This window comes from Microbacterium sp. CGR2 (assembly GCF_003626735.1).
Taxonomy (GTDB): domain Bacteria; phylum Actinomycetota; class Actinomycetes; order Actinomycetales; family Microbacteriaceae; genus Microbacterium.
Window position 1 is genome coordinate 207,359 of sequence record NZ_RBHX01000002.1, and the last position, 22,726, is coordinate 230,084.

Sequence of the window (22,726 nt, forward strand, 5' to 3'; positions counted from 1 at the left end):
CGGTCGCGGGTAGCCTTGAGCCATGGCACGTGCGATCGTCTACACCGAGTTCGGATCCCCCGCAGTCCTGCACCAACTGGAGATCCCCGACCCCGTCGCCGCCCGCGGTGAGGTCGTCGTCCGCCTCGGAGCGGCAGGCGTGAACCCCATCGATGCGAAGCTGCGCAGCCGCAAGCGTCCGTCTCCGGAGATCACGGAGCCGCGACCGGTCGGGTTCGACGGAGCCGGAGTGGTCGAGACGGTCGGTGAGGGCGTCGAGGACTACGCCGTGGGCGACCGGGTCGCGATCCGGGACGCACTCGGCACCTACGCGTCGGCGCTGGCGGTGCCGACCGAGAAGCTGGCGAAACTTCCGGACTCGGTCACCATCGCCGAGGGGGCGGCGCTCGGCATCCCCGCCGGCACCGCCTATCAGGCGCTGCGCTCGCTCGGAGTGACGGCCGGAGATGTGCTCCTGGTGCACGGGGGCTCCGGCGCCGTCGGTCAGGCGGCCGTGCAGTTCGCCGTGGTCTGGGGCGCGTCGGTCGTCGCCACGGCGAGCCCTGCCCGCCATGACCAGCTGCTCGAGCTCGGCGCCACGCCGGTCGCCTACGGCGACGGACTCCTCGACCGCGTGCGCGATGCCGCGCCTTCTCCCGTCACCGTCGTGCTCGACTGCGCCGGCACCGATGAAGCCATCGAGACCTCACTGACCCTGGTCGAAGATCGCGAGCGGATCGCGACGATCGTGCGCGGCCCGGATGCCGCCTCCTTCGGCATCCGCGCCTTCTCCGGCGGGTCACCTGTGCCGCTGAGCGACGAAGAGCTCGCGCTCCGGGCCGAGGCTCTACCGAAGACGATCGAACTGCTCGCCTCCGGCGACTTCACGATCGAGCTCGGCCCGCAGCTGCCGCTCGCCGACGCCGCCCAGGCCCACGAACTCATCGAGTCCGGAGAGACCGTGGGCAAGATCATCCTCGTGCCGTAGGGAGCGCCGTCACCCTCTACGCTGAAACCATGACTGGTCTTCGTTGGGGAATCCTCGCAACCGGCGGCATCGCCGCCGCCTTCGCATCCGATCTGCGCACCGCAGGGCTCGATCTCGTCGCCGTCGGCTCGCGCTCGCAGGAATCGGCCGACGCGTTCGCCGCGCGCTTCGACATCGCGCACGCCCACCCATCGTACGAGGCGCTCGTGTCGGATCCCGACGTCGACATCATCTACGTCAGCACGCCCCACCCGATGCACCACGAGAACACCCGCCTGGCCCTCGAGCACGGCAAGCACGTGATCGCAGAGAAGGCGTTCACCCTCAACCGTGCCGAAGCGGAGGACCTCCAGCGGCTCGCCGCCGAGAAGGGCCTGCTGGTGACGGAGGCGATGTGGACGCGATATCTGCCGCACATGGTCCGCATCCGCGAGATCATCGCCGAGGGCACGCTCGGCGAGATCCGTGCCGTCACCGCCGACCACACCCAGCTGCTGCCCTCAGACCCGACCCACCGCCTGAACGCCCTCGAACTCGGCGGCGGCGCTCTGCTCGACCTCGGCATCTACCCGATCTCGTTCGTCTGGGACATCCTGGGCGCGCCGACCGACGTCCGCGCCGTCGCCCGTCTCATCGAGACGGGTGCCGACGCCGAGGTCGCCACCGTCATGACGCACGACGGAGGTGCCGTCTCCACCACCCTCTCGTCCTCCCGCGCTGCCGGGCCGAACGCCGCGAGCATCGTCGGCACCGAAGCCCGCATCGACATCGACCGGGTCTGGTACACACCGACCACCTTCCGTGTCGTGCAGCCCGACGGCACCGTCATCGAGGAATACACGTCCGAAGTCGACGGCCGGGGCATGCAGTATCAGGCGCTGAACGCCGAGCGGCTGGTGCGCGACGGCATCCTCGAGGGCGACATCCTCCCCATCGCCGAGAGCGTCGCGATCATGGGAACGCTCGACGAGATCCGGTCGCAGATCGGCGTGCGCTACCCCGGTGAGGACGCGAACCGTGGCTGAGACGACGGACGCCCGCGTCGCGGTCTATCTCGACTTCGACAACATCGTCATCTCCTGGTACGACCGCGTCCACGGACGAAACTCCTACGGCAAGGACCGCCAGCGGATCACCGAGAACCCCAACGACCCGGACGTGGTCGAGCGTCTGGGCAGGGCGATGATCGAGGTCGGCGCCATCATCGACTACGCCGCCTCCTTCGGCACTCTGGTCCTCACCCGCGCCTACGCGGACTGGTCCTCGCCCGTCAACGCCGTCTACCGCTCGCAGCTCGTCGCGCGCGCGGTCGATCTCGTCCAGCTCTTCCCCGCCGCGGCCTATGCCAAGAACGGCGCCGACATCCGTCTCGCGGTCGACGCCGTGGAAGACATGTTCCGCCTCCCCGACCTCACGCATGTCGTGATCGTCGCCGGCGACAGCGACTACGTTCCCCTGGCGCAGCGCTGCAAGCGGCTCGGCCGATACGTCATCGGCGTGGGCGTGGCCGGCTCGACCGCCAAGTCGCTTGCCGCGGCGTGCGACGAGTTCGAGGCATACGACTCCCTGCCCGGGGTCGTGCGCCCTTCCAAGCCCGCCCCGGCCACCGCGGCACCGGCGGCGCCTGCCGTGGACGACTCCCCGGAAGCGGGCGAGGAGTCCGCCCCGGAGACGACCACGAAGGCGAAGACCTCGCGGCGCCGGGCGAAGACCCCGGCGGCGAAGGTGGAGGAGCAGCCGGCCACGAAGGTCGACGACCAGGAGGAGGCGACCAAGCTGTTGGAGCGTGCGCTGCGCCTCGGCCACGACAAGGCCGATGCCGACGAGTGGCTGCACAGCTCCGCGGTGAAGACGCACATGCGCCGCATGGACCCGTCGTTCAGCGAGAAGGCCCTCGGCTACCGTTCGTTCTCGGACTTCCTGAAGTCACGCGAGGAGATCACCGAGCTCGAAGAGACCGGCCACGAGCGACTCGTCCGTCTCCGCGACCTCTGATCCGCCCCGCTCATTCGACGAAGTCGTACTCCTGGAAGGCCGCGACCTCCGGCACCCAGCGCTCGGACACCAACGCGCGGTGCACCGGATGCACGTTGTAGGCGTCGTACGCGTCCTGATCCTCGAAGACCATCGAGAACTGATGCGTGAGGTCGCTCTTCGCGCTCACCTGGCGCCGGATCGTGAAGTTCCGGACGCCCGGGATCGAGGTCAGCGCCGCATGGCCGGTGGCGAGGAACTCGTGCTCGTCGGCAGACCCCGCCGGGTGGATGAGACGGAACACCACGGTGTGCTGGATCATTGGCTGCTGAAGGCCGCGTCGAACGAAGCATCCGGTTTCGGCCACAGCATCGATCGCACGTAGCTCAGCGCCTCGGGGGCGCCGTGGAGCCGGTCCATGCCGGCGTCCTCCCATTCGATCGAGATGGGGCCGGCGTAACCGATCGCATCGAGAGCGCGGAACGAGTCCTCCCACGGCACGTCGCCGTGCCCGGTGGAGACGAAGTCCCACCCGCGGCGTGGATCACCCCAGGGCAGGTGCGAGCCGAGCACTCCGGCGCGACCGTTCTGCGGCCGCATCCTCGTGTCCTTGCAGTCCACGTGGTAGATCCGGTCGGCGAAATCGACGATGAACCCCACCGGATCGATGTTCTGCCACATCATGTGCGATGGATCCCAGTTGAATCCGAAGGCCTCCCTGTGCTCGATCGCCTCCAGGGCTCGCACGCTCGACCAGTAGTCATAGGCGATCTCGCCGGGGTGCACCTCATGCGCGAACCGGACGCCCTCGGCATCGAACACGTCGAGGATCGGATTCCAGCGGCCGGCGAAGTCCTCGAACCCGCCCTCGATGACCGAGGCGGGAACGGGCGGGAACATCGCCACATACGGCCAGATCGACGAGCCGGTGAACCCGACGACCGTGTCGACGCCGAGTTTGCGGGCCACCCGGGCGGCACGCTTCATGTCGCCTGCGGCACGCGTCCTGACACCTTCGGCGTCGCCGTCGCCCCAGACGTAGTCGCGAAGGATCGCCTGATGGCGGAAGTCGATCGGGGCGTCGCAGACCGCCTGGCCCGCGAGGTGATTCGAGATCGCGAAGAGCTGCAGGCCATGCCGATCGAGGATCTCGAGGCGGGATGCGACGTACGCGTCGTCCTCATCGGCCCGCTGCAGGTCCAGGTGATCGCCGGATGCCGCGACCTCGAGGCCGTCGTACCCCCAGCCTGCGGCGAGGCGCGCGACCTCTTCGAAGGGCAGATCGGCCCACTGACCGGTGAACAGCGTGACAGGTCGGGTACTCATGGACACTCCTTCGTGTGATCGCGTACGTGTCTGGTCAGGTGCCGAGGGCGCGCAGCGCGGCGATGCTGCGGGCGGCGAGCTCGTCCTGGCTGGGGGCGAGCGGACGCCAGATCGATGCCGCGACCGCGATCGTGGCGTTCTCCCCGGTGAAGCTCTCCACCCCGAGCGCGCCGGCGTACCCCGCGTCGTCGAGGGCCTGGATGATCCCCATCCAGTCGGTGTGATCGTCGCCGACTGCTCCGCGGTCGCTGCCGCACACCTGCACGTGCGCGATGGCGGATCCGGCGGCCCGGATGGCGTCGGCCGGCTTCTTCTCCTCGATGTTGAGGTGGTAGGTGTCGAGCGCGAGTCCGACGCCTCGTCCGAACAGAGGTGCCAGCGCCTCGAGGCTCTGCTCCACCGTGTTGAGCACACTGGTCTCGTAGCGATTGAGGGGCTCGATCGCCAGGGTGATGCCCGCATCCTGCGCCTCCGCCGCCAACGGCGCGAGATTCTCCCGCAGCTCATCGACGACCGCTGCGCGCTCTTCACCACCCATCCGCCACGTGATGCCCGTCGGGGCATAGAACGGACCGGCGACCACGGGCGAACCGAGCACTCGCGCCGCAGATATGCAGGCTCGCAGATACTCCCGGGTCGCCACGACGTCTCCGGCGCGGGCGAGAAGCGACCGCTCGGGCCCCATGGCGCCGACCACGATCGCTCCGAGGCCCAGACCGTCGAGGACGGCCCGCACACGCGGCGGGTCCCAGTCGCCGATGTTCTCCAGCGGCAGCTCCAGCGCCGTGTAGCCCAGATCGGCGGCTTTGCGCGCGAGCGGTTCGAGCGTCGCATCTGTGAGGGGCGACGTCCAGACCCACGTGTTGACGGCGATCGTGCGGGGCATCCTCTTCCTTCCGTCGCTGTGCGTGCCCGCCCTCCCCTCCACCGAGGCGGAGCGGAGGGCGGGAACCGCGCTGGTTACGGAATCTGTCGATCCTGCCAGACGGTCGGGTACCCGGGAAGGTTCTCCCCGCCGAACTTGGCGTAGTGGCCGTCGGGCATCCCGTCGTTGGCCTCGAGGTACTGGTCGAGCTCGCCCTCGGTGATCGGCTTCTGCGGAAGCACCCACTCCTTCCGCACCTCTTCGCCGGCGAAGATCATCTGCGCTGCGAGCAGAGGCGTGCGCCACTGGAAGTTGGAGTACACCGGCGCGAGTCCGGTGAGACCGGTGTCCTTCCACTTGCGGAGGAAGCTCATCTCGTCCTCACCGGTCATGACCGGGTAGTCCGCTCCGGCGTCCTCGAACGCCTCGATGGCTGCCACCGCTCCGTCACCGGCATCCATCCAGATGCCGTGCACGTCGCCCTTGGCGAGCTCGTCGCTGATGATGCTCTTGATCTCTGCAGGGTCGGCGCCGGTGAAGTGGTCCACAGCGTCGATGCCCGCCTCATCGAAGAGCTTCTTCGCACCGGCCCAGCGGTGCTCGAGCACGTCCACACCCGGGAGGATGCGCAGCGCCACGACCTTGTCGCCCTCTTCGAGGTTGTCGATGAGGAACTCTGCGGTGTCGATGCCCCACGCGAAACCGCCGATGGGGTGGATGAACGTGACCGGGCAGTCCGTGTTCACACCGCGGTCGAACACGATGACGGGCTTGCCGGTCTCGCAGGCCCGCTCGACGGCCGGGGTCATGGCCGCCGTGCTGTTGGGCGAGATGAGGAAGACGTCGCAGTCGCCCTCGGAGATGAAGTAGTCGATGTCGGCGATCTGCGTGTCATCGGAGTCCTGCGCGTCGCGGGTCTCCATGTCGCTGATCGCGCCGGCCTCCTGCAGCGCTTTCAACTGCTCGTTCATCGTGATCCAGCCCGTCTGACGCCACGGGTTGGAGATCGACGCATTGGCGAAGCAGGCCTTCTTCGCACCTTCGGACGCGAACTCGGCCGTGTCGACCATCTCGGCGTTGATGTGCTGGAGGTACGGCTCGTCCGCCGGTCCTTCGGGTTCGACCCCCCGCTCTTCGAACTGCTTGTCGAAGAGTTCCTGATCGAACCATTCGGTCGTCTCGGCCGACCCCTCGGGATTCTCCGACTCCGCCGGCGCCACAGACGGGTCGGTCGTACACCCGGCGAGCGCGATGAGGCCGAAGAGAGCCACCCCTGCGGTGGCGATCTTCATTGATCGACGCATTACTGATCTCCTCTGATTTCTGTGTGATTGGTGCTGGTGGTTGTGAGTTCTGCGGAAGTGAAGTCTGAAGGTTGTGGGCCGTGGGCGCGCCGTGCCCGGAAGGCGACGGCGGAGTAGGCGACGGCGGCGATGATGATGACGCCCTGGACGGCATCGCGGAGGGTCGACGGGACCCCGGCGATGTTGAGCAGCATGAACAGCGCTTCGAGCGCGAAGGCTCCGGCGGCCGCCCCCACGAACCAGCCGCGGCCGCCGCCCAGCACGACGCCGCCGAGGACGACCGCGGTGATCGCGACGAACTCGTAGCCGCGCCCGACCGAGGGGTGCACGCCGGCGTAGCCGACGAGCAGGACGGCGGAGAGTGATGCCGAGAGGGAGGAGATCACGAAGGCGCGGGTGGTCACCCAGGCGCTGCGCGCACCGGCGTAGTCGACGGCCTTGGCGTTGTCGCCGACGGCGATGAGCAGTTTGCCGAGCGGGCGCTTGGTGATCCAGAGGCCGAGGGCCAGCCATGCGATGAGGATGAGGACCGCCCACGGGATGAACTCCAGGAACGGGACATCTCGGATGCCGCCACGACCGATCTCACGGAAGCTGTCCGCCGGGTTGCCGGTGGCCGCTCCGCCGGTCCACCACATCACGCCGCCGAGAAGGGCGAGCATCATGCCGAGCGTGACGATGAACGACGGGACCTTGAGCAGCGTGGTGATCACTCCGTTGACGAGTCCGACCGCCACCCCGATGACGATCATGAGCAGCAGCACGGGCACCGTGCGCGCGTCGTCTTCGCCGACGAGGTTTCCGGCGATGATCACCTGAGCGGTGATGAGCGACCCCTGCGAGAGGTCGAACTCGCCCGCGATGATGACGAAGTACTGTCCGATGGCGACGATCGCGATGGGCGCCACCCGCTGGATGAAGCGCATGAACTGACCCGGTTCGGCGAAGCTCGGGTTCAGGACGGTGATCGCGATGAGCAGGATGACCAGGAGGAGGAAGACCGCTCCGCGAGGACTCACGAGTGTGCGCAGGGCTTTCATGCCCGTCCTCCTTCCGCTGCGGGACCGGTATCGGCGAGCTGTGAGGCGGCGGCCGCCATCTCGGGCTCGGCGGCCTTGGCGGCGTCGTCCCCACCCGTGCGCGTCCCGCCGGCTCCGAAGCGCGGACGGCGCCGGACGATGGCACGCCGACTGTAGATCGCGACGGCGGCGACGATGACGACACCGCGGACGACGTCCTTGAGGAACGGGTTCACCTGCATCACACTCATGACGTTGTCGACGACGGCGAGGATGGCGACACCGCCGATGGTGCCCCAGATCGAGCCCCGACCGCCGAGGAGCAGGGTGCCGCCGAGCACGACGGCGGCGATGGACAGCAGCGCGTATCCGCCCTGTTGTCCGACTGTCGGACTCCCGACGCCGAGACGGCTGGCCAGGAGGAGACCTGCGAGACCGGCGAACACGGAACACAGCACGTGCGCGGTGATGAGCGGCGGGCGCGTCCGGACGCCGGACAGCCGGGCGATCTCGGGATCGCCGCCGACGGCGAACAGATGCACGCCCGTGCGAGTGCGGTTCAGGAGGAACCAGACGACCACGGCGAGGACGATCATGATGATGGTCGACACCGGCACAGGCCCCACGCCGGTCGCGCCGATCAACTGGAACTCCCACGGCACGTTCCCCGCGGACCCCTCGAAGTTGGTGTTGAGGATGCCCTGGAGGATCAGTCCGACGCCGAGCGTCGCGATGAAGCCGTTCACCTTCAGGACCGTCACGATGAGCCCGTTGGCGAGGCCGATCGCGGCACACACCAGGAGTGTGATCGCGACGGCGGCCGGGATGTTCGCCGGATTGCCGTTCATGATCGTCGCGCCGAGAAGGCTCGACAGGCTGATCACGTAGGTGACCGAGAGATCGAGCGAGGCCCCCAGGACGACGAGCGTCTGCCCGATCGCGACGAGCCCGAGAACGCTCATGCCGGTGAGGATGTCGCGGATGTTGCCGGGGCTCAGGAAGTTGCGGCCTTCGGTCGCGACGAGGATGGCGCCGACGATGAGCACGAGGATGAGGATGCCGAGCACGATGACCGTCGAGTCGATCCGCAGACGCTTCATCGGGCACCTCCGTCGGTCGAGCCCGTGGCGGCACCGAGGATCTCGTGCTCGGCGGAACCTGCCGGGAGCTCGGCGACGAGCTCGCCGTCGTGCATGACGAGGATCCGATCGCTCATCCCGATCACCTCCGGAAGCTCACTGGACACCATGAGGACGGCCTTTCCCTGTGCCGCGAGTTCGCGCATGAGCTGATACACGGCGTATTTCGCGCCGACGTCGATGCCTCGGGTCGGCTCGTCGAAGAGCACGATCTGGGGCTGTGTCAGCAGCCACTTGGCGAGGACGACCTTCTGCTGGTTCCCACCCGAAAGGAAACGTGCCTCCTGGTCCAGCCCGCCCGCGCTGATCTCGAGCGAGCTGAGCACCCCCGGCACTTCTCTGCGGGCGGCGGAGGTGCGTCCGGTGAAGACGCTTCGAACGACCAGGAGTGCGTTGTCGAGCACGGACTGTCCGAGCGCGAGCCCCTGTGCTTTGCGGTCCTCCGACACCAGGGCGAGGCCCGCGCGGACAGCGGAGCGAGCGCTGGTGATGCGCACGGGAGACCCGTCGATGCGCATCGCGCCGCGGGTGAAGGCCTGGATGCCGAAGGCACCCTCGACGAGTTCCGTGCGGCCGGAGCCCTGGAGCCCCGCGATCCCGACGATCTCGCCCGCACGCAGTGTCAGGGACACCCCGTCGACGTAGGCATTGCCGCACCCCTCGAGCTGCAGTCGGGGCTCGCCGACGGTCGTGCCTTCCACCGCATCCGGGAAATACGACTGGATCGACCGGCCCACCATCCGCCGCACCAGTTCGTCCGTGGTCAGCTCAGCAGTCTCGTCGGTGGAGACCAGTGCACCATCCTTGAGGATCGTGATCCGGTCGCAGAGGTCGAAGATCTCTTTCAGGCGGTGCGACACGTAGATCACGGCGACGCCCCGGGAGGTGAGTCGGCGGATGATCGCGTAGAGCAGTTCGACCTCGCGGTCGCTGAGAGCGGCGGTCGGCTCGTCCATCGAGATCACCTGCGCGTCGAAGGACAGCGCCTTCACGATCTCGACGATCTGCTGCTCCGCCACTGTCAGGGAGCCCACGCGCGACTGTGGATCGATGAAGGAGACGCCCAGGTCGGTGAGCAGCTCGGCGGTCCTGGTGTTCATCGCCCGCTGGTCGACGAAGCCGGCACGACGCGGCTCGCGGCCGAGATAGACGTTCTGCGCCACCGTGCGTTCGGGGAGCAGCGTGAACTCCTGGAAGACGGTCACGATGCCGGCGTCCATCGCCTGTCGCGGATGCGCGTGATGCACCTCTTCCCCCTGATAGGTCACGGCGCCCTCGTCGGTCGGCTGCACACCGGCGATGATCTTCATCAGCGTGGACTTGCCCGCCCCGTTCTCGCCCACGAGACCGTGCACCTCGCCGGGTCGCACATCGAAATCGATGCCCTTGAGCACCTCGACCCCGAAGAACGACTTGCGGATGCCGCTCACGGCGAGCACCGCCTGCGTCGTGGTCGCCGTCATGCCATCACCTTCACCCATCGTCCGTCGTGTGCTGCCGAATCGAGGACCGCCTCCGTCAGGACGGCCGAGCGGTATCCGTCTTCGAAGGTCGGCAGACCTTCGGGATGCTCCCCGCGTGTGGCCGCGTAGACGTCGGCCACGAATCCGTTGAAGGCGTCCTGGTAGCCCATGGCATGTCCTGCCGGCACCCGCTGCAGGCGGGCCGACGCCGGGTCGGATGACGACGGGTCCCGCAGCAGCAATCGAGACTCGGCGCGCATGCCGATCCAGAGTTCTTCCGGCCGCTCCTGTTCGAAGCGCACGGTCTGCTGGGAGCCGTGCAACTCCAGCGTCAGCGCGTTCTTGCGCCCCGCCGCCATCTGGGAGATGAGCAGCGTGCCCAGCGCGCCCGACGTCGTCTCCACCAGCACCGCGACGATGTCCTCCGTGTCGACCTCGTGTCCGGCCCGCTCGGAGAAGACCCGGCGGGTTCGAGCGCTGAGAGACCGGATGCGCTCGCCGATCACGAACTCGATGAGGTCGCACAGATGCGAGCCGATGTCGGCGAACGCCCGAGAGGCCCCCCCGGATGCGGAGCGCACGCGCCAGTCGTCATCCGTGGGAAGGAGCATCCAGTCCTGAAGGTAGGAGCAGTCGAGGGTGAGGAGTTGGCCGATGTCGCCGCGCGCCACTCGCGCCTTGGCTTCGCGCACCATCGGGTGGTAGCGGTAGACGAAGGGGACGGCGCCGACGAGGTCGTGTTCCCGGGCGGCGTCGGCGAGCTTCTGCGCGTCGCGGGCGCTCGTCGCCAGCGGCTTCTCGCAGACCACGTGCTTGCCGGCGTGGAGGGCGCGGAGGGCGAGGTCGGCGTGCGTCGCATTGGGCGTGCAGATGTGCACGACATCGATGTCTGCCGCATCGAGCAGTGCGGCCGCGTCGCGCTCGGCCCGGTCTGCGCCGAGAGCACGCGCGGCATCGCGGCCTCCGGCGGCGGAGCGGGTCGCGACGGCGCGCAGTTCGCCGCCGGCGTCACGCGCCGCTGTGCGGTGTACCCGCGCCATGAATCCTCCGCCGAGGATACCCGCTCGGATCGTTCCGAGACGGGTGTCTGTGACATCCGTTGTCATGTCGGCGAGTCTGACACACCGGCCGACACTTTTGCTAGCTCTTCGTCAAAAGTTGTTTGTAACGAATTCGAAGTCAATCGGCAGGACTCCGAAGTGCTGTGGTTTACTGACGCAATGGTTGACGTTCTGCGCGCTGTCGCGGCGACGAGTCCCGGAGCCGGTGAGATCTTCCAGATCCTCCGCGACGGCCACGCACGCACCAAAGCCGAGCTGGCCGCTCTCACCGGCCTCGCCCGCTCGACCGTGTCGTCACGCGTCGACGCACTGCTCGCGGCCGACCTCCTCCGCCCCGCAGGCGAAGCCGCGTCGACCGGCGGTCGCCCTCCGGCCCGTGTGGCGTTCAACCCTCGCGCCGGACTGGTCCTCGCCGTCGACCTCGGCGCAACCCATGCCACGGTCGCCGTCGCCGACCTGGCGGGAGTCATCCTCGACGCGCGCACCCGCACGATCGACATCAGCGACGGTCCGGAGATCCTCCTCGACACGATGCTCGCGGAGGGCACGGCACTGCTCGGCGCACCGGCCGCCGCCGAGTTGCCGCTCCTCGGGATCGGCATCGGCGTGCCTGGCCCGGTCGAGCACTCCACGGGCCGACCGACCAACCCGCCGATCATGCCCGGCTGGGACCGGTTCGACATCCCCGGCCACGTGCAGCAGACCCTCGACGTCCCCGTGCTCGTCGACAACGACGTCAACATCCTGGCCCTCGGAGAGCAGGCGACGAGCTGGCCTCAGGTCGACGACCTGATCTTCGTCAAGGTGTCGACCGGCATCGGCGCCGGCATCATCGCCGGCGGACAGCTGCAACGCGGCGCCCAGGGCTCCGCCGGCGACATGGGTCACGTCCAGGTGCCCACCGCGGCCGATTCCGCACGCGAGCCCGGCGACGAACGCGACCTCGAGGCTCTCGCCAGCGGATCCGCCCTCGCGGTCGCCCTGCAGAACGACGGCCACGAGGCGCACAGCGCCTCGGACGTCGTCGATCTGGTGCGTTCGGGCAACGCCGCCGCCATCGAGGCCACACGTCAGGCGGGCCGTGACGTGGGCGAGGTGCTGGCCACCGTCGTCAACCTGCTGAACCCCTCGATCATCGTGCTCGGAGGGAGCATCGCGCGCGCCGGCGAGCATCTGCTCGCCGGCGTGCGCGAGGTCGTCTATCGCCGCTCCATCCCGCTGGCGACACAGCACCTCGCCATCGTGCAGTCACAGGCGGGCGACCGCGCCGCCGTGCTGGGTGCGGCCATCATGGTCGCCCGCGAGGTGCTCTCACCGGCGAACGTCGATCGCCATCTCGCCGATTCTCAGAGCGTGGCCTCGAAAGGGTCGAAGTCCGCGTCGATGGCGCCGACCTGATCGAGCGTGCTCTCCACGGCGACGAAGCTGCGGGCTTCCGCCGCCTCCTCGATCGACAGCAGCGTGTCGAGCACGTGGTACCCGAACTCGCCGGTCGCGACATGCGGACGATCGGCCGCGATCGAGCGTGCCATGTCGAGCAGCCCGACACCGCGCCCGGAGAGCACGCCCTCCTGGGCCACATCGACGATCTCCTGCTCGATCGGCTCCGGCGGGACGAAGAGCCGTCGCAGCGGACGGGTGATCGAGATCGCTCCCCCGAACGTGTTCGGGTCGGGGATGACGATCGTGCCCTCGGTTCCGGTGATCTCCACGATCCCCTGGCGGAGCATCGGCGAATCCGTGCTGTAGAGGCTCTGCGCCTGGCCGCCGCCTTCGAAGTCCATCAGCACGCTGAGCGTCGACGGGATCTCGACGGGGAACTCCTGGCCGGCCAGCTCGCCGACCTGCACCCGTCTGGTCGGTGTCCCCTGCAGCCCGAGCGCCGCCACGGAGGCGACAGGACCGAACACGTGCACGAGCGCCGACACGTAGTACGGGCCCATGTCGAGGAGCGGGCCCGCACCCTTGGCGTAGAGGAAGGACGGGTTCGGGTGGAAGATCTCCGGACCCTGCCACTGGAAGGTCGTCTGCGCGAACAGCGGGCGGCCGATGTCGCCGCGCGCGATCGCCCGCTTGGCCGTCTGCACGCCGGGCCCGAGCACGGTGTCGGGTGCCACGCCGACACGAAGGCCCGCCGCATCCGCCGTCTGCAGCAGCCGGCGCGACTCCTCCCGACTGACACCGATCGGCTTCTCCGTCCAGACGTGCTTGCCCGCGGCGATGATCGCCTCGGAGACCTCCACGTGCACGGCGGGGATGGTGAGGTTCACGACGATGTCGATCGAGGGGTCGTCGAGCACGGTGGCGACTCCGCCGGCACGCGGCACGCCGTACTTCTCGGCCTGTGCCTTCGCACGCTCCTCGATCAGGTCACCGATCGCGACGACACGCACGTCGGGGAACGTGGTGAGGTTCGACAGGTACTGGTCGCTGATGTTCCCCGCGCCGATGATGCCGACGCCGACGGGGCCCGTTCCGATCGCCATCAGCGTGCCACCTTCTCGTCGAGGTAGACACGGCTGCGCTCGATGGCGTCGAACAGGTCGCCGTCGTAGTGGTCGAATTCGACGATGGCGAGTTCGAGGGCGGATGCCGCGGCGATGGCATCGACCAGGGGCACGGAGCCTTCGCCCGCAGCGACCTGGTCGGCGGGCGGATAGGCGCCGGCGAGCGCCGGGTCGAGAGTTCCGTCCTTCGCGTGCACGGCGATGACCCGGCTCCCGAGACGCTCGAGGAGCGCCACCGGGTCGACACCGCCGCGGGCGACCCAGTACAGGTCGACCTCGAGCACGACGTGCTCGTCGAGGAGGCCCGCCAGGACCTCGAGCCCGGTGACACCGTCGAATCGGGCCTCCAGCTCGTGCGCGTGATTGTGGTAGCCGACGCGCACCCCCATTTCGGCGCCGACCTCGGCGGCGGCGTTGAGCAGCCGGGCGGTCTCCTCGATCTGTGCGACCGACTCCCAGCGCGCAGGCTCGGTGTAAGGGTCGATCACCGTGGTCATGCCGAGCACCTTCGCGGCGGCGAACACCTCGGCGGGCGAGGGCACCGGCAGAGTCGTACCGCTGCCGTCGGGGTTGACGAACGAGGTCGATGCCAGGAAGGCGTGTCCCGAGGGCGCGGTGAGTCCGACTGCGGACAGCGCGGCGGCCATGGGCTCCGCCCGGCGGACGAAGTCGTACGGCTCGACGGCGGTGAAGCCACGACCCGCGACCGCGGCGAGCGCTCCGTCGAGGTCGGCTTCCAACTCGTCCTTGATCGTGAACAGCTGCAGGGAGGTCTGAATCGTCATGTGAGCACGATAACATCAGATACCTCCACGCGGAAGTTTTCATTCGGTAGACTCCTGCCATGCCCGACGACGACGATCTCCCCCGCCAGCGCGGTGCCTACGCCAAGGGCATCGCCCGACGTCAGGAGATTCTCGACCGGGCCATCGAAGTGTTCGCCGAGCGCGGCTCCGACCGCACCAGCCTGCGCGCGATCGCCCGCGAAGTGGGCGTCACCCACGCAGCGCTCACCCACTATTTCGGTTCTCTGGAAGAGCTTCTCGTCGCCGTGTACGCCGAGAGCAACGCCCCGGCCCACCGCGCCGAGACGCAGCTCCGTGACGCGACTCCGGTGGAGCAGATGATCGAATCCGCCCGGACCAACCGCGAGGTGCCCGGTCTCGTGCAGCTGTACTCCATGCTGGTCGCCTCGGCTCTCGAAGAGGGACACCCCGTCGCGCGCGAGTTCGCGACGACCCGGTTCGCCCGCCTTCGCGCCGACATCGCCGCATCGGTCAAGGAACAGCAGGACCGCGGCCGGATTCGAGCCGACGCGGAGCCGGATGCTGTCGCGGCACTCGTCGTGGCCGCATCCGACGGCCTGCAGACCCAGTGGCTCCTCGACGACGCGGCGCCCCAGCACGAAGCCCTGGCGCTCCTCGACCGCCTGCTGCGTCCGCCCGGATAGGCTCGGACACGTGACGCCCGTGCCGCAATCCCCGTACGCGAGGGCGCTCGGAGCGCGCGTGGACGACCTGCATCCACGGCTGCAGGCGTACTTCCGGACGATCCCCGACGACTCGGTCGGCGTCGGCGAGGGAGTCTTCGATCGTGTCGGCACGCCGCGGCGCTGGCTCTGGCCGGTGCTTCGGATGCTGGAGCGCCGAGGAGTGGTCGCCGCCGGATGGGAGCAGGATGTTCCGTTCCGGGTGGAGAACAGGACGATCGCCTCACGCGCGATCGCTGAACGCACCTTCCACCTGACGCGTGGGCCGTGGGTGATGCGCGACGCGGTCGCCCTCACCCGCCACGGTCGCATCGTCGACGAACTCGGGGAGCCCGGGGTCGTCGCCGCGTGCTTCGATGTCGACATCGACGAAGGAGCCCTGCGCCTGACGAGCCGCGCCATCGGCATCCGGCTCTGGCGCTTGCGACTCCGCGTGCCGCGGCTGGTCTCCCCCGTCGTCCGCCTCACCGAAAGGTTCGACGATGCCGACGAGCGCCAGCATGTCGCGCTGACCATCGACGCGCCGATCATCGGCCGTGTCTACGAGTACAGCGGCAGCTTCCGCTACCGCATCGAGCATGCCACCGAGCAGGGAGCAGGACGATGAGTGCAGGTCGGGTCGTCATCGGTGGGTCCACAGGATTCATGGGCCGGTATCTCGCGCCCCGCCTGCGAGCCGACGGCCGCGCGGTCGTCACGATCTCACGCTCCGGCGCCGACATCCGCTGGGGCGATCAGGACGCGATCGACGAGGCCGTCGACGGGTCGTCCCTCGTGATCGGCCTGGCGGGCAAGAGTGTCAACTGCCGCTACACACCCGAGAACCGCGCGGAGATCTTCCGTTCGCGACTCGACACCACGTCGGCGCTGAGCGACGCGATCGAGAAGTCCGCGGCCCCTCCGGCGCTGTGGGTCAACTCTTCGACGGCGACGATCTACCGGCATGCCGAGGACCGGCCGATGACCGAGTCGACCGGTGAGCTCGGCGCGGGATTCTCGGTCGAGGTCGCCAAAGCGTGGGAGCGGGCACTGTTCGCCGCCGACCTTCCCGCGACTCGCCGGGTCGCCCTGCGCAGCACCATCGTGCTCGGGGACGGCGGCGTACTGGAGCCCCTGCGGAATCTCGCCCGGCTCGGGCTCGGCGGCGCCCAGTACGACGGTCACTGGCCCGTCAGCCGCGCGCGACGCATTGCCGGTACGGCGCACTTCCCCGGCGCACGCCACGGTCGTCAGCGCTTCAGCTGGGTGCACATCGACGACGTGGCTCGCATCATCGACTTCGTCGAACAGAACCCCGATCTGGAGGGGCCGGTCAACGCCGCGGCACCGAACCCTGTCGACAACGCCGAGTTCATGGCGACCGTCCGCCGCGCGCTCGGAGCACGCATCGGGATGCCGATGCCGCGCTGGATGCTGGAGCTCGGCGCCATCGGCATCCGCACCGAGACCGAACTGATCCTGAAGAGCCGATGGGTGCTGCCGGAGAAGCTGACCGCCGCGGGCTTCGAGTTCCGGTACCCGACGCTGGAGGCGGCCGTCCGCGCGTCGTTCGAGCGGGAGCGCGTCGCCTAGCCGGCGGACATCGATCCCGTCGCGGAGTCGTCGCCGTCACGTCGGCGCTTCTCGAGCTCTTCCCGAAGACGCCACTCCTCGATCTCCCGATCCAGATCGGCGATCTGCTGTTCGGTCGTGCGCAGATCCGCGGGAGGCGCCGGACGCACATCGATGGGCGCCACCGCGGATCGCTCCGCCCGTCGCATCCGCGGAATCCGAATACCCGCCCCTCCGTACTCGCGACCCAGCGCGAACCAGAGGATGCCGCCGATCAGCGGCAGCAGGATCACGATGATGATCCAGACCATCTTCGGCAGATGCTTCACCTGGGAATCGTCGCGCGTGATGATGTCGATCAACGCGCCGATCATCAATGCGACGACGAGAAGCGAGAACAGGAACGGCATGAGCTGATGTTACGGGAGCCGGTGCCCGGCCGCCCGGAAGAGCTCGTACCATTCGGCGCGCGTCAGCTCGATGTCGGCGCCGACCGCCGCATCGCGCACGCGCTCGGGGGTGGTCGTGCCGAGAACCACCTGCATCTGCGCGGGGTGCCGCGTGATCCACGCGGTCGCGATGGCGATCGGGGCGACGTCGTACGCTGCGGCCAGCCGGTCGATGACCGTGTTGAGCTCGGCGTATTCCGGGTTGTCGAGGAAGACGCCGGTGAAGAAGCCGCCCTGGAACGGTGACCACGCCTGAAGGGTGATCTTGTTGATGCGGCAGTACTCCACGATGCCCCCGCCGTCCCGCACGACGCTCTGCTCACTGCCCGCCATGTTCGCGGCGATCGGCTGCGCGATGATCGGGGCGTGCGTGATCGACAGCTGCACCTGGTTGGCGACGAGTGGTTGGCGCACCGCTGTGCGGAGGAGGTCGATCTGCCGGGGCGTGTGATTCGAGACGCCGAACGCTCGGACCTTTCCGGCGGCCTCGAGTTCATCGAACGCGCGAGCGACCTCCTCCGGTTCGACCAGGGCGTCGGGCCGGTGCAGCAGAAGAACGTCGATGCGGTCGGTGCCGAGGGCGGCGAGCGAGCCGTCGACCTGCGCGATGATGTGTTCGTACGAGAAGTCGAACATCCCTTGCGACGGCACGATGCCGCACTTCGTCTGCAGCACGATCTCATCCCGTTCTGCAGCGCTGAGCTTCAACGCCTCCGCGAACCGGGACTCGCAGTGGTGCATGCTGCCGCCGTAGATGTCGGCATGATCGAAGAAGTCGATGCCCGCCGTCCGCGCAGCAGCGTAGAGATCGCGGATGTGCGCGTCGTCCTTGTCATTGATGCGCATCATTCCGGCGACGACGGCGGGGGCGGTGGCGGATCCGAACGGCACTGTCTTCATGCCGTACACGCTATCGCCCTCATTGACGCGGTGGTGTCGATTCGGGCGCGGGGGGAGCGGGCACCAGAGCGGCGACCGGGATGCAGAGGGCCACGGCGATCTTCGCCAGGTCGACGACCGTGAAGTCGGCTTCTGCTCGCAGCAGCGCTTCGAGCCGCGGCGAGTCCTCTCCGATCCGATCCGCGAGCCATCCCACCGACTTTCCCGCCCGTCCGAGTTCCGCACGCACCGCCTGCGACACCAGATGACGCTCATTCGTCCCCATCCGTCGACAGTACACGCTCACCTGGCGCCATTCCAACTTCGAGCGAACCGATATGACAGCATCTTGGCTTCACAGCGATGCTATGGTGAGCCGGATGAAGACATCTGCCGAGCATTTCAACGCCGTCGTGGGCAGTCAGCTGCGCGCGGAGATCGCTGCGGCGCGAAGCAGCATCGCGGCGATGGCGAGGACCATCGGGATCGCCCGCAGTGCACTCGACAACTACGTCACCGGCAAGCGGGCCATCCCCGTGCCCATCGTCTACGCGGTGTGCACGGCTCTCGATCTCGAACCGCACGTTCTCATCGCACGGGCCGAGGAACGGCTCCACGCTGACGGTGGCGAGCGTTCCGCCAGAGTCACCCCGCTTCGGCGTACGCCCGATGTCTCCGGTCCACGCGAAGATGTCAAAGAGGTCGCTTTCGAATCGCGCCTCCACCACGACGCCGACACCGACGACCTGTACGACTGAGAGAATCCATGCACCTGCTCCTCCGCCTCGCCGAGGAGCACAGTGTGCGCGTCGTCGAGCGGACGGGCGCGACGCGCGGTGGGTTCGATCCGACGACCGGCACGATCAGGGTTCAGCCCGGCATGAGCGCCCGCACCACGCGCAGCGTCTTGGCCCATGAGTTGGCGCACGCCGTTCTCGGACACGCTCCGGCGACGTCGCCGGCCGTTCGCGAACAGCAGGAGAGGCAGGCCGACGAGTGGGCGGCCCGACTGCTGATCAGCCCGCGCGCCTATGCCCAGGCTGAAGACCTGCGGGGGCCGCATCTGGCGAGCCTCGCCTTCGAACTCGACGTCACGATCGAACTCGTCGTCGCGTATCAGCGGCGGCTTCAGACCGAGCTGCTCGCTGGTTGAATGGTTCGATGGCCTTTCTCGTCTCCCCCGCCCCCGTCACCCTCACCGGACGATTGGTCGAGCTCCGCCCGCTCGATCGGTCGCACATCGACGGCCTGGTGGATGCCGTGCAGGAGGGCGATCTGTGGAAGACCGCGTGGTACACGTCGGTTCCGTCGCCCGACGGCGTCGCTGCCGAGGTCGATCGTCGGATCGGCCTCATCGACAAGGGCGAGATGGTGCCGTTCACGGCGTTCGACCCGTCGGGACGAGTCCTCGGGCTGACGTCGTACTACGACTTCGCCGCCGACGTGCCCCGACTGCACATCGGGTACACCTGGAACCGTCCGTCGGCACACGGCACGGGAACCAATGCCGAGTCGAAACTTCTGCTGCTCGCCCACGCATTCGAGACGCTCGGCGTCTTCCGAGTCGGCCTGACGACGCAGTGGGTGAACTTCCAGTCGCGTGCGGCGATCGAACGCCTCGGCGCCAAACAAGACGGCGTGATGCGTGCGATCAGTCGCTACCGCAACGGTGCGCTGCGAGACAGCGTCGAATTCTCCATCATCGAACCGGAGTGGCCGGCGGTGAAGGCGAACCTCGAAGCGCGGCTGGCGCGACGGCGCTGACTACTCGGCGGCGACTACTCGGTGGCGCTGCCCGACCAGTTGTCCTTGCGTCGCGTGGCCGAGCCGCTCGCCCGCATGACCCAGGCCAGCGAGAGCATCGTGACGAGAAGGCCCGCCACGAAGACGATCGCCTGGAAGTCTTCCAGCGACTGGGCGAGTGCCATGACCCAGATCCCACCGAGGAAGAGAACCAGGAAGAAGAGGAAGCTGAGGATCACGGGATCTCCTGTCGTAACGGCCGTGTTCCAGCGTACCGCCCACGCACGCCGCTAGCGCACGGTCGGGCCGCGCGAAACCCCCTGGGCGAAGCGCCGAGCGGTGTGGTTGCGTCGGATCATGAACGCTCCGCTTACTGCTCTCGCGATCTCCTGCACCCTCAAACCCACCCCCGCGGAGTCGAGTTCGGACCTTCTCGCCTCGCAGATCCTCACCGCTCTGGCCGGCCACGGCGTCACCGGTGACGTCGTGCGGGCCGTGGATCACACCATCAGCCCCGGCGTCCAGAAGGACATGGGCGGTGACGACGAGTGGCCGAGCATCCGTCGTCGGATCCTGGATGCCGACATCCTCGTGTTCGTCACCCCGACGTGGATGGGTCAGCACTCGAGCGTCGCCCAGCGGGTGCTCGAGCGTCTCGACGCCGAGCTGGGCGAGACGGATGCCAGCGGCAAGCTCACGCTGTTCGACAAGGTGGCCATCGCCGGCATCGTCGGCAACGAAGACGGTGCCCATCACATCGCGGCGATCCTGTTCCAGGCGCTCAACGACGTCGGCTTCACGATTCCTGCACAGTCGTCGGTGTACTGGAACGGCGAGGCCATGCAGGGGGTCGACTACAAGGACCTGGATGAGGTGCCGGAGACGGTGGCGGCAGCGACCGCGACGGCCACCCGGAACGCCGCGCATCTCGCCCGGGTGCTGCGCAACCAGAGATATCCGGTTGGCTGAGCGGCTAGGCGCTGTCGGACCGGATGAGCTCGTCGAAGAGCGTATTCATCTCAAGGTCGACGCGCTGCAGTTCCGGGTGGGCGTCGTGCCACTCGATGATCTCCTGTGCCGCGAGGTGCAGCGCGGCGGTGGGGTTGTAGTCGGGAACCAATCGCCGGATCTTCGTGTTGTCGAACACGACTGAATGCGCCATGTCGCCGGTGAGCTGTCCCGCGCGATCGGGTGCCGCCCTCTCGAACGCGGCGCTGGTGGCGTATCGCAGCTTCGGCTCCGCTCCGGCCGCGAGTCCGAGGATCGAGTAGATCTCGTTCCAGGTGTAGACGAAATCGCTCGTGATCTGGAACGTGTCGCCATAGGCGAGGGGGTTCCCGAGGAGACCGACGAATCCCACCGCGAAATCGCTCGCATGCGTGAGGGTCCACAGCGATGTCCCGTCGCCGTGCACGACGATCTCCTCACCTCGACGGATACGATCGATCGCCGTCCAACCTCCGAATGCCGGGATCGTCCACTTGTCATACGTGTGAGAGGGGCGCAGCACCGTCACCGGGAAGTTTCGGTCACGGTATGCGGTGGCGAGCAGTTCCTCGCAGGCGATCTTGTCGCGCGAGTACTGCCAGTACGGGTTGCGCAGCGGCGTCGACTCGGTGATCGGCAGGCGCGCCACCGGCTTCTGGTACGCCGAGGCGGAACTGATGAAGACGTACTGGCCCGTCCGCCCGTCGAAGCGGTCGAGGTCGCGGCGCACCTGGTCGGACGTGAACGCGATCATGTCCGCGACGACATCGAACTCGCGGCCGGCCAGGACGGCGTCGACGGCGGCAGCATCCGCGATGTCGGCGGTCAGAACCTCGACACCGTCAGCGGGCGGTCGCGCAGACCGGCCCCGGTTCAGCAGCGTGACCTCCATCCCGCGCTCCGCGGCGAGCGCACTCGCGGCCGAGGAGATGATGCCGGTGCCACCGATGAACAGAACCTTCGTCGCTGTCATGGGAGCACTCTATCGAGGCGAGTCCGCCTCAGGGCGTTCATCGCCGAACGCGGCGAGCAGCTCGGCGAAGTGGTCGAGGTCTTCAGCGGTCCAGCGGCGCAGCCGCTCCCCCAGGCGCGCCTCATAGCGCGAGCGGGCGAGTGCCACGCGCTCCTGCGCGAGCTCGGTCGCCACCAGGACGCGCGCCCTGCGGTCGCTCGGGTCAGGGACGCTTTCGACGAGTCCCAGCTGCTCGAGCTGGCGCACGTGGCGGCTGACAGCCGTTTTGTCCGTCTGCAGGCGATCGATGATCGCTCCGGCGGAGGTCGCCTTGCCGGTGGCGATCGACGTGAGCACCTGGTAGCCGAGCGGCTGAAGATCGGGATGCACCGTCGTCGCGGCTTCCCGCCAGCTGACCCGGATGCGGGCGAAGAGTCGCCCGAGCTCGTGTTCGACGCGGGATACCGCCGCATCGAGATCGATGGTCTCGGTCGCAGCGGCGGGCGCGCCCGTGGGGGCGGGTTCGTCGGACGAGGCGCTCATGATCGCCAGCTTACGGCGAAGCCCCGCCGCCGGAGTTCCGGTGGCGGGGCTTCGATCAGATCTCGGAGAGGAGCCGGAAGACCTTGGATGCTGTGCGGATCTCATCCGGTGTCAGCTCGTCCACGACGGTGCGCAGGCGGACGCTGTAATCCTGCCGCAGCACGGTGAGCGCCTCACGAGCCGCAGGTGTCACCGTCAGCACCCTGAGTCGTCCGTCACGCTCGTCCGGGCGCGACTCCAGCAGCCCCAGCTCTTCGAGCATCCGCACCTGCCGACTGATGGCCGACTTGTCCATCTCGAAGCGTTCAGCGAGCTCGTGGGCGCTCGCCGTTCCGTCACGATCGATGAAGGTCAGCAGCTTGTAGCCGCCCACCTGCAACTCCGGGTCGATGCGCGCCGCCGACTCCTTCCAGAGCGTCCGCGTCCGCGCGAAGATGAGGTTCAGATGCATCTGGAGGTCGGCGAGTGCGCCGTCGGCATCCGGAGACGTGATCTCGGTCGTGGTCAC

At 68.2% G+C, this 22,726-nt stretch carries 28 protein-coding genes; 11 read left to right on the plus strand and 17 right to left on the minus strand.

Going from position 1 to position 22,726, the window contains the following annotated elements; all coding sequences use genetic code 11:
• Positions 1–22: 22 nt before the first annotated feature.
• The 3 genes from D7252_RS19390 to D7252_RS19400 are packed head-to-tail and all read left to right on the plus strand — an operon-like array spanning position 23 to position 2,962.
• Positions 23–967, plus strand: coding sequence for an NADP-dependent oxidoreductase (locus tag D7252_RS19390; RefSeq protein WP_120777229.1), 945 nt, complete (start codon positions 23–25; stop codon positions 965–967).
• Positions 968–996: 29 nt separating this feature from the next.
• Positions 997–1,992, plus strand: coding sequence for a Gfo/Idh/MocA family protein (locus tag D7252_RS19395; RefSeq protein WP_120777230.1), 996 nt, complete (start codon positions 997–999; stop codon positions 1,990–1,992).
• Positions 1,985–2,962, plus strand: coding sequence for an NYN domain-containing protein (locus tag D7252_RS19400; RefSeq protein ID WP_120777231.1), 978 nt, complete (start codon positions 1,985–1,987; stop codon positions 2,960–2,962). Before D7252_RS19395 ends, D7252_RS19400 begins: the two co-directional genes overlap by 8 nt.
• A gap of 10 nt (positions 2,963–2,972) precedes the next feature.
• On the opposite strand, the gene D7252_RS19405 is transcribed toward D7252_RS19400, so the two are convergent.
• The 8 genes from D7252_RS19405 to D7252_RS19440 all read right to left on the minus strand — a co-directional run bounded on the left by D7252_RS19405 (position 2,973) and on the right by D7252_RS19440 (position 11,163).
• Positions 2,973–3,263 carry a Dabb family protein gene (locus D7252_RS19405; protein WP_120777232.1) on the minus strand — a complete coding sequence of 97 codons (291 nt, stop codon included), beginning with the start codon at positions 3,261–3,263 and terminating at the stop codon, positions 2,973–2,975.
• The gene (locus D7252_RS19410) at positions 3,260–4,267 is read right to left on the minus strand and encodes a sugar phosphate isomerase/epimerase (RefSeq protein WP_120777233.1); all 1,008 of its coding nucleotides are present in this window, start codon (positions 4,265–4,267) and stop codon (positions 3,260–3,262) included. The genes D7252_RS19405 and D7252_RS19410 overlap by 4 nt, the downstream gene beginning before the upstream one ends.
• A 34-nt stretch (positions 4,268–4,301) precedes the next feature.
• Positions 4,302–5,153: a sugar phosphate isomerase/epimerase gene (locus D7252_RS19415; RefSeq protein WP_120777234.1), complete on the minus strand. Its 852-nt coding sequence runs from the start codon at positions 5,151–5,153 to the stop codon at positions 4,302–4,304.
• A 74-nt stretch (positions 5,154–5,227) separates the two neighbouring features.
• Positions 5,228–6,436, minus strand: a complete 1,209-nt coding sequence (locus D7252_RS19420; protein ID WP_120777235.1) for a substrate-binding domain-containing protein — start codon at positions 6,434–6,436, stop codon at positions 5,228–5,230.
• The gene (locus tag D7252_RS19425) at positions 6,436–7,476 is read right to left on the minus strand and encodes an ABC transporter permease (RefSeq protein ID WP_120777236.1); all 1,041 of its coding nucleotides are present in this window, start codon (positions 7,474–7,476) and stop codon (positions 6,436–6,438) included. The genes D7252_RS19420 and D7252_RS19425 overlap by 1 nt, the downstream gene beginning before the upstream one ends.
• Positions 7,473–8,555 carry an ABC transporter permease gene (locus D7252_RS19430; RefSeq protein ID WP_120777237.1) on the minus strand — a complete coding sequence of 361 codons (1,083 nt, stop codon included), beginning with the start codon at positions 8,553–8,555 and terminating at the stop codon, positions 7,473–7,475. The genes D7252_RS19425 and D7252_RS19430 overlap by 4 nt, the downstream gene beginning before the upstream one ends.
• Positions 8,552–10,057, minus strand: a complete 1,506-nt coding sequence (locus tag D7252_RS19435) for a sugar ABC transporter ATP-binding protein (protein ID WP_120777238.1) — start codon at positions 10,055–10,057, stop codon at positions 8,552–8,554. Before D7252_RS19435 ends, D7252_RS19430 begins: the two co-directional genes overlap by 4 nt.
• Positions 10,054–11,163, minus strand: a complete 1,110-nt coding sequence (locus D7252_RS19440) for a Gfo/Idh/MocA family protein (RefSeq protein ID WP_120777239.1) — start codon at positions 11,161–11,163, stop codon at positions 10,054–10,056. The genes D7252_RS19435 and D7252_RS19440 overlap by 4 nt, the downstream gene beginning before the upstream one ends.
• Positions 11,164–11,277: 114 nt before the next feature.
• On the opposite strand from D7252_RS19440, the gene D7252_RS19445 reads away from it, so the two are divergent.
• Positions 11,278–12,516 carry an ROK family transcriptional regulator gene (locus D7252_RS19445; RefSeq protein WP_120777240.1) on the plus strand — a complete coding sequence of 413 codons (1,239 nt, stop codon included), beginning with the start codon at positions 11,278–11,280 and terminating at the stop codon, positions 12,514–12,516.
• Here the strand turns inward: D7252_RS19445 and D7252_RS19450 are convergent.
• A complete protein-coding gene (locus tag D7252_RS19450) occupies positions 12,465–13,604 on the minus strand; it encodes a Gfo/Idh/MocA family protein (protein WP_120777241.1) in 1,140 nt (379 codons plus the stop codon). The two genes, D7252_RS19445 and D7252_RS19450, sit on opposite strands and share 52 nt — an antisense overlap.
• A complete protein-coding gene (locus D7252_RS19455; RefSeq protein WP_120777242.1) occupies positions 13,604–14,410 on the minus strand; it encodes a sugar phosphate isomerase/epimerase in 807 nt (268 codons plus the stop codon). The genes D7252_RS19450 and D7252_RS19455 overlap by 1 nt, the downstream gene beginning before the upstream one ends.
• 59 nt (positions 14,411–14,469) lie before the next feature.
• Between D7252_RS19455 and D7252_RS19460 the strand changes: the two genes are divergently transcribed.
• The 3 genes from D7252_RS19460 to D7252_RS19470 are packed head-to-tail and all read left to right on the plus strand — an operon-like array spanning position 14,470 to position 16,686.
• Positions 14,470–15,075 carry a TetR/AcrR family transcriptional regulator gene (locus D7252_RS19460; protein WP_120777243.1) on the plus strand — a complete coding sequence of 202 codons (606 nt, stop codon included), beginning with the start codon at positions 14,470–14,472 and terminating at the stop codon, positions 15,073–15,075.
• A gap of 10 nt (positions 15,076–15,085) precedes the next feature.
• Positions 15,086–15,721 carry a DUF4166 domain-containing protein gene (locus tag D7252_RS19465; protein WP_120777244.1) on the plus strand — a complete coding sequence of 212 codons (636 nt, stop codon included), beginning with the start codon at positions 15,086–15,088 and terminating at the stop codon, positions 15,719–15,721.
• On the plus strand, positions 15,718–16,686 hold the full coding sequence (locus D7252_RS19470) for an epimerase (RefSeq protein WP_120777245.1): 969 nt from the start codon (positions 15,718–15,720) through the stop codon (positions 16,684–16,686). The genes D7252_RS19465 and D7252_RS19470 overlap by 4 nt, the downstream gene beginning before the upstream one ends.
• Here the strand turns inward: D7252_RS19470 and D7252_RS19475 are convergent.
• Genes D7252_RS19475 through D7252_RS19485 form a run of 3 tightly spaced genes read right to left on the minus strand, consistent with a single transcriptional unit; the run spans position 16,683 to position 18,279 of the window.
• Complete coding sequence (locus D7252_RS19475; RefSeq protein WP_120777246.1) at positions 16,683–17,075, minus strand: PLDc N-terminal domain-containing protein; 393 nt, start codon at positions 17,073–17,075, stop codon at positions 16,683–16,685. The genes D7252_RS19470 and D7252_RS19475 overlap by 4 nt on opposite strands.
• 9 nt (positions 17,076–17,084) lie before the next feature.
• Positions 17,085–18,014 (minus strand): aldo/keto reductase family oxidoreductase, encoded by a 930-nt coding sequence (locus tag D7252_RS19480; RefSeq protein ID WP_120777306.1) that lies wholly within the window; start codon positions 18,012–18,014, stop codon positions 17,085–17,087.
• Between the two features lie 19 nt (positions 18,015–18,033).
• On the minus strand, positions 18,034–18,279 hold the full coding sequence (locus tag D7252_RS19485) for an XRE family transcriptional regulator (RefSeq protein WP_120777247.1): 246 nt from the start codon (positions 18,277–18,279) through the stop codon (positions 18,034–18,036).
• Positions 18,280–18,373: 94 nt separating this feature from the next.
• On the opposite strand from D7252_RS19485, the gene D7252_RS19490 reads away from it, so the two are divergent.
• Genes D7252_RS19490 through D7252_RS19500 form a run of 3 tightly spaced genes read left to right on the plus strand, consistent with a single transcriptional unit; the run spans position 18,374 to position 19,757 of the window.
• The gene (locus D7252_RS19490; RefSeq protein ID WP_251051671.1) at positions 18,374–18,751 is read left to right on the plus strand and encodes an XRE family transcriptional regulator; all 378 of its coding nucleotides are present in this window, start codon (positions 18,374–18,376) and stop codon (positions 18,749–18,751) included.
• A gap of 8 nt (positions 18,752–18,759) precedes the next feature.
• Positions 18,760–19,146 carry an ImmA/IrrE family metallo-endopeptidase gene (locus D7252_RS19495; protein WP_120777249.1) on the plus strand — a complete coding sequence of 129 codons (387 nt, stop codon included), beginning with the start codon at positions 18,760–18,762 and terminating at the stop codon, positions 19,144–19,146.
• A gap of 8 nt (positions 19,147–19,154) precedes the next feature.
• Positions 19,155–19,757, plus strand: coding sequence for a GNAT family N-acetyltransferase (locus D7252_RS19500; RefSeq protein ID WP_120777250.1), 603 nt, complete (start codon positions 19,155–19,157; stop codon positions 19,755–19,757).
• Between the two features lie 14 nt (positions 19,758–19,771).
• Here D7252_RS19500 and D7252_RS19505 read toward each other — a convergent pair whose 3' ends face one another.
• Entirely contained in the window at positions 19,772–19,975 is a 204-nt protein-coding gene (locus D7252_RS19505) for a hypothetical protein (protein ID WP_120777251.1), read from the minus strand.
• Positions 19,976–20,093: 118 nt separating this feature from the next.
• Between D7252_RS19505 and D7252_RS19510 the strand changes: the two genes are divergently transcribed.
• Positions 20,094–20,705 (plus strand): flavodoxin family protein, encoded by a 612-nt coding sequence (locus tag D7252_RS19510; protein WP_120777307.1) that lies wholly within the window; start codon positions 20,094–20,096, stop codon positions 20,703–20,705.
• Positions 20,706–20,709: 4 nt separating this feature from the next.
• Here D7252_RS19510 and D7252_RS19515 read toward each other — a convergent pair whose 3' ends face one another.
• The 3 genes from D7252_RS19515 to D7252_RS19525 are packed head-to-tail and all read right to left on the minus strand — an operon-like array spanning position 20,710 to position 22,726.
• Complete coding sequence (locus D7252_RS19515) at positions 20,710–21,696, minus strand: NAD-dependent epimerase/dehydratase family protein (protein WP_120777252.1); 987 nt, start codon at positions 21,694–21,696, stop codon at positions 20,710–20,712.
• Positions 21,697–21,705: 9 nt separating this feature from the next.
• Positions 21,706–22,218 (minus strand): MarR family winged helix-turn-helix transcriptional regulator, encoded by a 513-nt coding sequence (locus D7252_RS19520; RefSeq protein ID WP_120777253.1) that lies wholly within the window; start codon positions 22,216–22,218, stop codon positions 21,706–21,708.
• A gap of 55 nt (positions 22,219–22,273) precedes the next feature.
• The gene (locus D7252_RS19525; RefSeq protein ID WP_259461164.1) at positions 22,274–22,726 is read right to left on the minus strand and encodes a MarR family winged helix-turn-helix transcriptional regulator; all 453 of its coding nucleotides are present in this window, start codon (positions 22,724–22,726) and stop codon (positions 22,274–22,276) included.

Coding starts and splice junctions, on each gene's coding strand:
- D7252_RS19390 (WP_120777229.1), top strand. CDS start 23: ATGGCACGTGCGATCGTCTACACCGAGTTCGGATCCCCCGCAGTCCTG.
- D7252_RS19395 (WP_120777230.1), top strand. CDS start 997: ATGACTGGTCTTCGTTGGGGAATCCTCGCAACCGGCGGCATCGCCGCC.
- D7252_RS19405 (WP_120777232.1), bottom strand. CDS start 3,263: ATGATCCAGCACACCGTGGTGTTCCGTCTCATCCACCCGGCGGGGTCT.
- D7252_RS19410 (WP_120777233.1), bottom strand. CDS start 4,267: ATGAGTACCCGACCTGTCACGCTGTTCACCGGTCAGTGGGCCGATCTG.
- D7252_RS19415 (WP_120777234.1), bottom strand. CDS start 5,153: ATGCCCCGCACGATCGCCGTCAACACGTGGGTCTGGACGTCGCCCCTC.
- D7252_RS19420 (WP_120777235.1), bottom strand. CDS start 6,436: ATGCGTCGATCAATGAAGATCGCCACCGCAGGGGTGGCTCTCTTCGGC.
- D7252_RS19425 (WP_120777236.1), bottom strand. CDS start 7,476: ATGAAAGCCCTGCGCACACTCGTGAGTCCTCGCGGAGCGGTCTTCCTC.
- D7252_RS19430 (WP_120777237.1), bottom strand. CDS start 8,555: ATGAAGCGTCTGCGGATCGACTCGACGGTCATCGTGCTCGGCATCCTC.
- D7252_RS19435 (WP_120777238.1), bottom strand. CDS start 10,057: ATGACGGCGACCACGACGCAGGCGGTGCTCGCCGTGAGCGGCATCCGC.
- D7252_RS19440 (WP_120777239.1), bottom strand. CDS start 11,163: ATGACAACGGATGTCACAGACACCCGTCTCGGAACGATCCGAGCGGGT.
- D7252_RS19445 (WP_120777240.1), top strand. CDS start 11,278: ATGGTTGACGTTCTGCGCGCTGTCGCGGCGACGAGTCCCGGAGCCGGT.
- D7252_RS19450 (WP_120777241.1), bottom strand. CDS start 13,604: ATGGCGATCGGAACGGGCCCCGTCGGCGTCGGCATCATCGGCGCGGGG.
- D7252_RS19455 (WP_120777242.1), bottom strand. CDS start 14,410: ATGACGATTCAGACCTCCCTGCAGCTGTTCACGATCAAGGACGAGTTG.
- D7252_RS19460 (WP_120777243.1), top strand. CDS start 14,470: ATGCCCGACGACGACGATCTCCCCCGCCAGCGCGGTGCCTACGCCAAG.
- D7252_RS19470 (WP_120777245.1), top strand. CDS start 15,718: ATGAGTGCAGGTCGGGTCGTCATCGGTGGGTCCACAGGATTCATGGGC.
- D7252_RS19475 (WP_120777246.1), bottom strand. CDS start 17,075: ATGCCGTTCCTGTTCTCGCTTCTCGTCGTCGCATTGATGATCGGCGCG.
- D7252_RS19480 (WP_120777306.1), bottom strand. CDS start 18,014: ATGAAGACAGTGCCGTTCGGATCCGCCACCGCCCCCGCCGTCGTCGCC.
- D7252_RS19485 (WP_120777247.1), bottom strand. CDS start 18,279: ATGGGGACGAATGAGCGTCATCTGGTGTCGCAGGCGGTGCGTGCGGAA.
- D7252_RS19490 (WP_251051671.1), top strand. CDS start 18,374: ATGAAGACATCTGCCGAGCATTTCAACGCCGTCGTGGGCAGTCAGCTG.
- D7252_RS19495 (WP_120777249.1), top strand. CDS start 18,760: ATGCACCTGCTCCTCCGCCTCGCCGAGGAGCACAGTGTGCGCGTCGTC.
- D7252_RS19500 (WP_120777250.1), top strand. CDS start 19,155: ATGGCCTTTCTCGTCTCCCCCGCCCCCGTCACCCTCACCGGACGATTG.
- D7252_RS19510 (WP_120777307.1), top strand. CDS start 20,094: ATGAACGCTCCGCTTACTGCTCTCGCGATCTCCTGCACCCTCAAACCC.
- D7252_RS19515 (WP_120777252.1), bottom strand. CDS start 21,696: ATGACAGCGACGAAGGTTCTGTTCATCGGTGGCACCGGCATCATCTCC.
- D7252_RS19520 (WP_120777253.1), bottom strand. CDS start 22,218: ATGAGCGCCTCGTCCGACGAACCCGCCCCCACGGGCGCGCCCGCCGCT.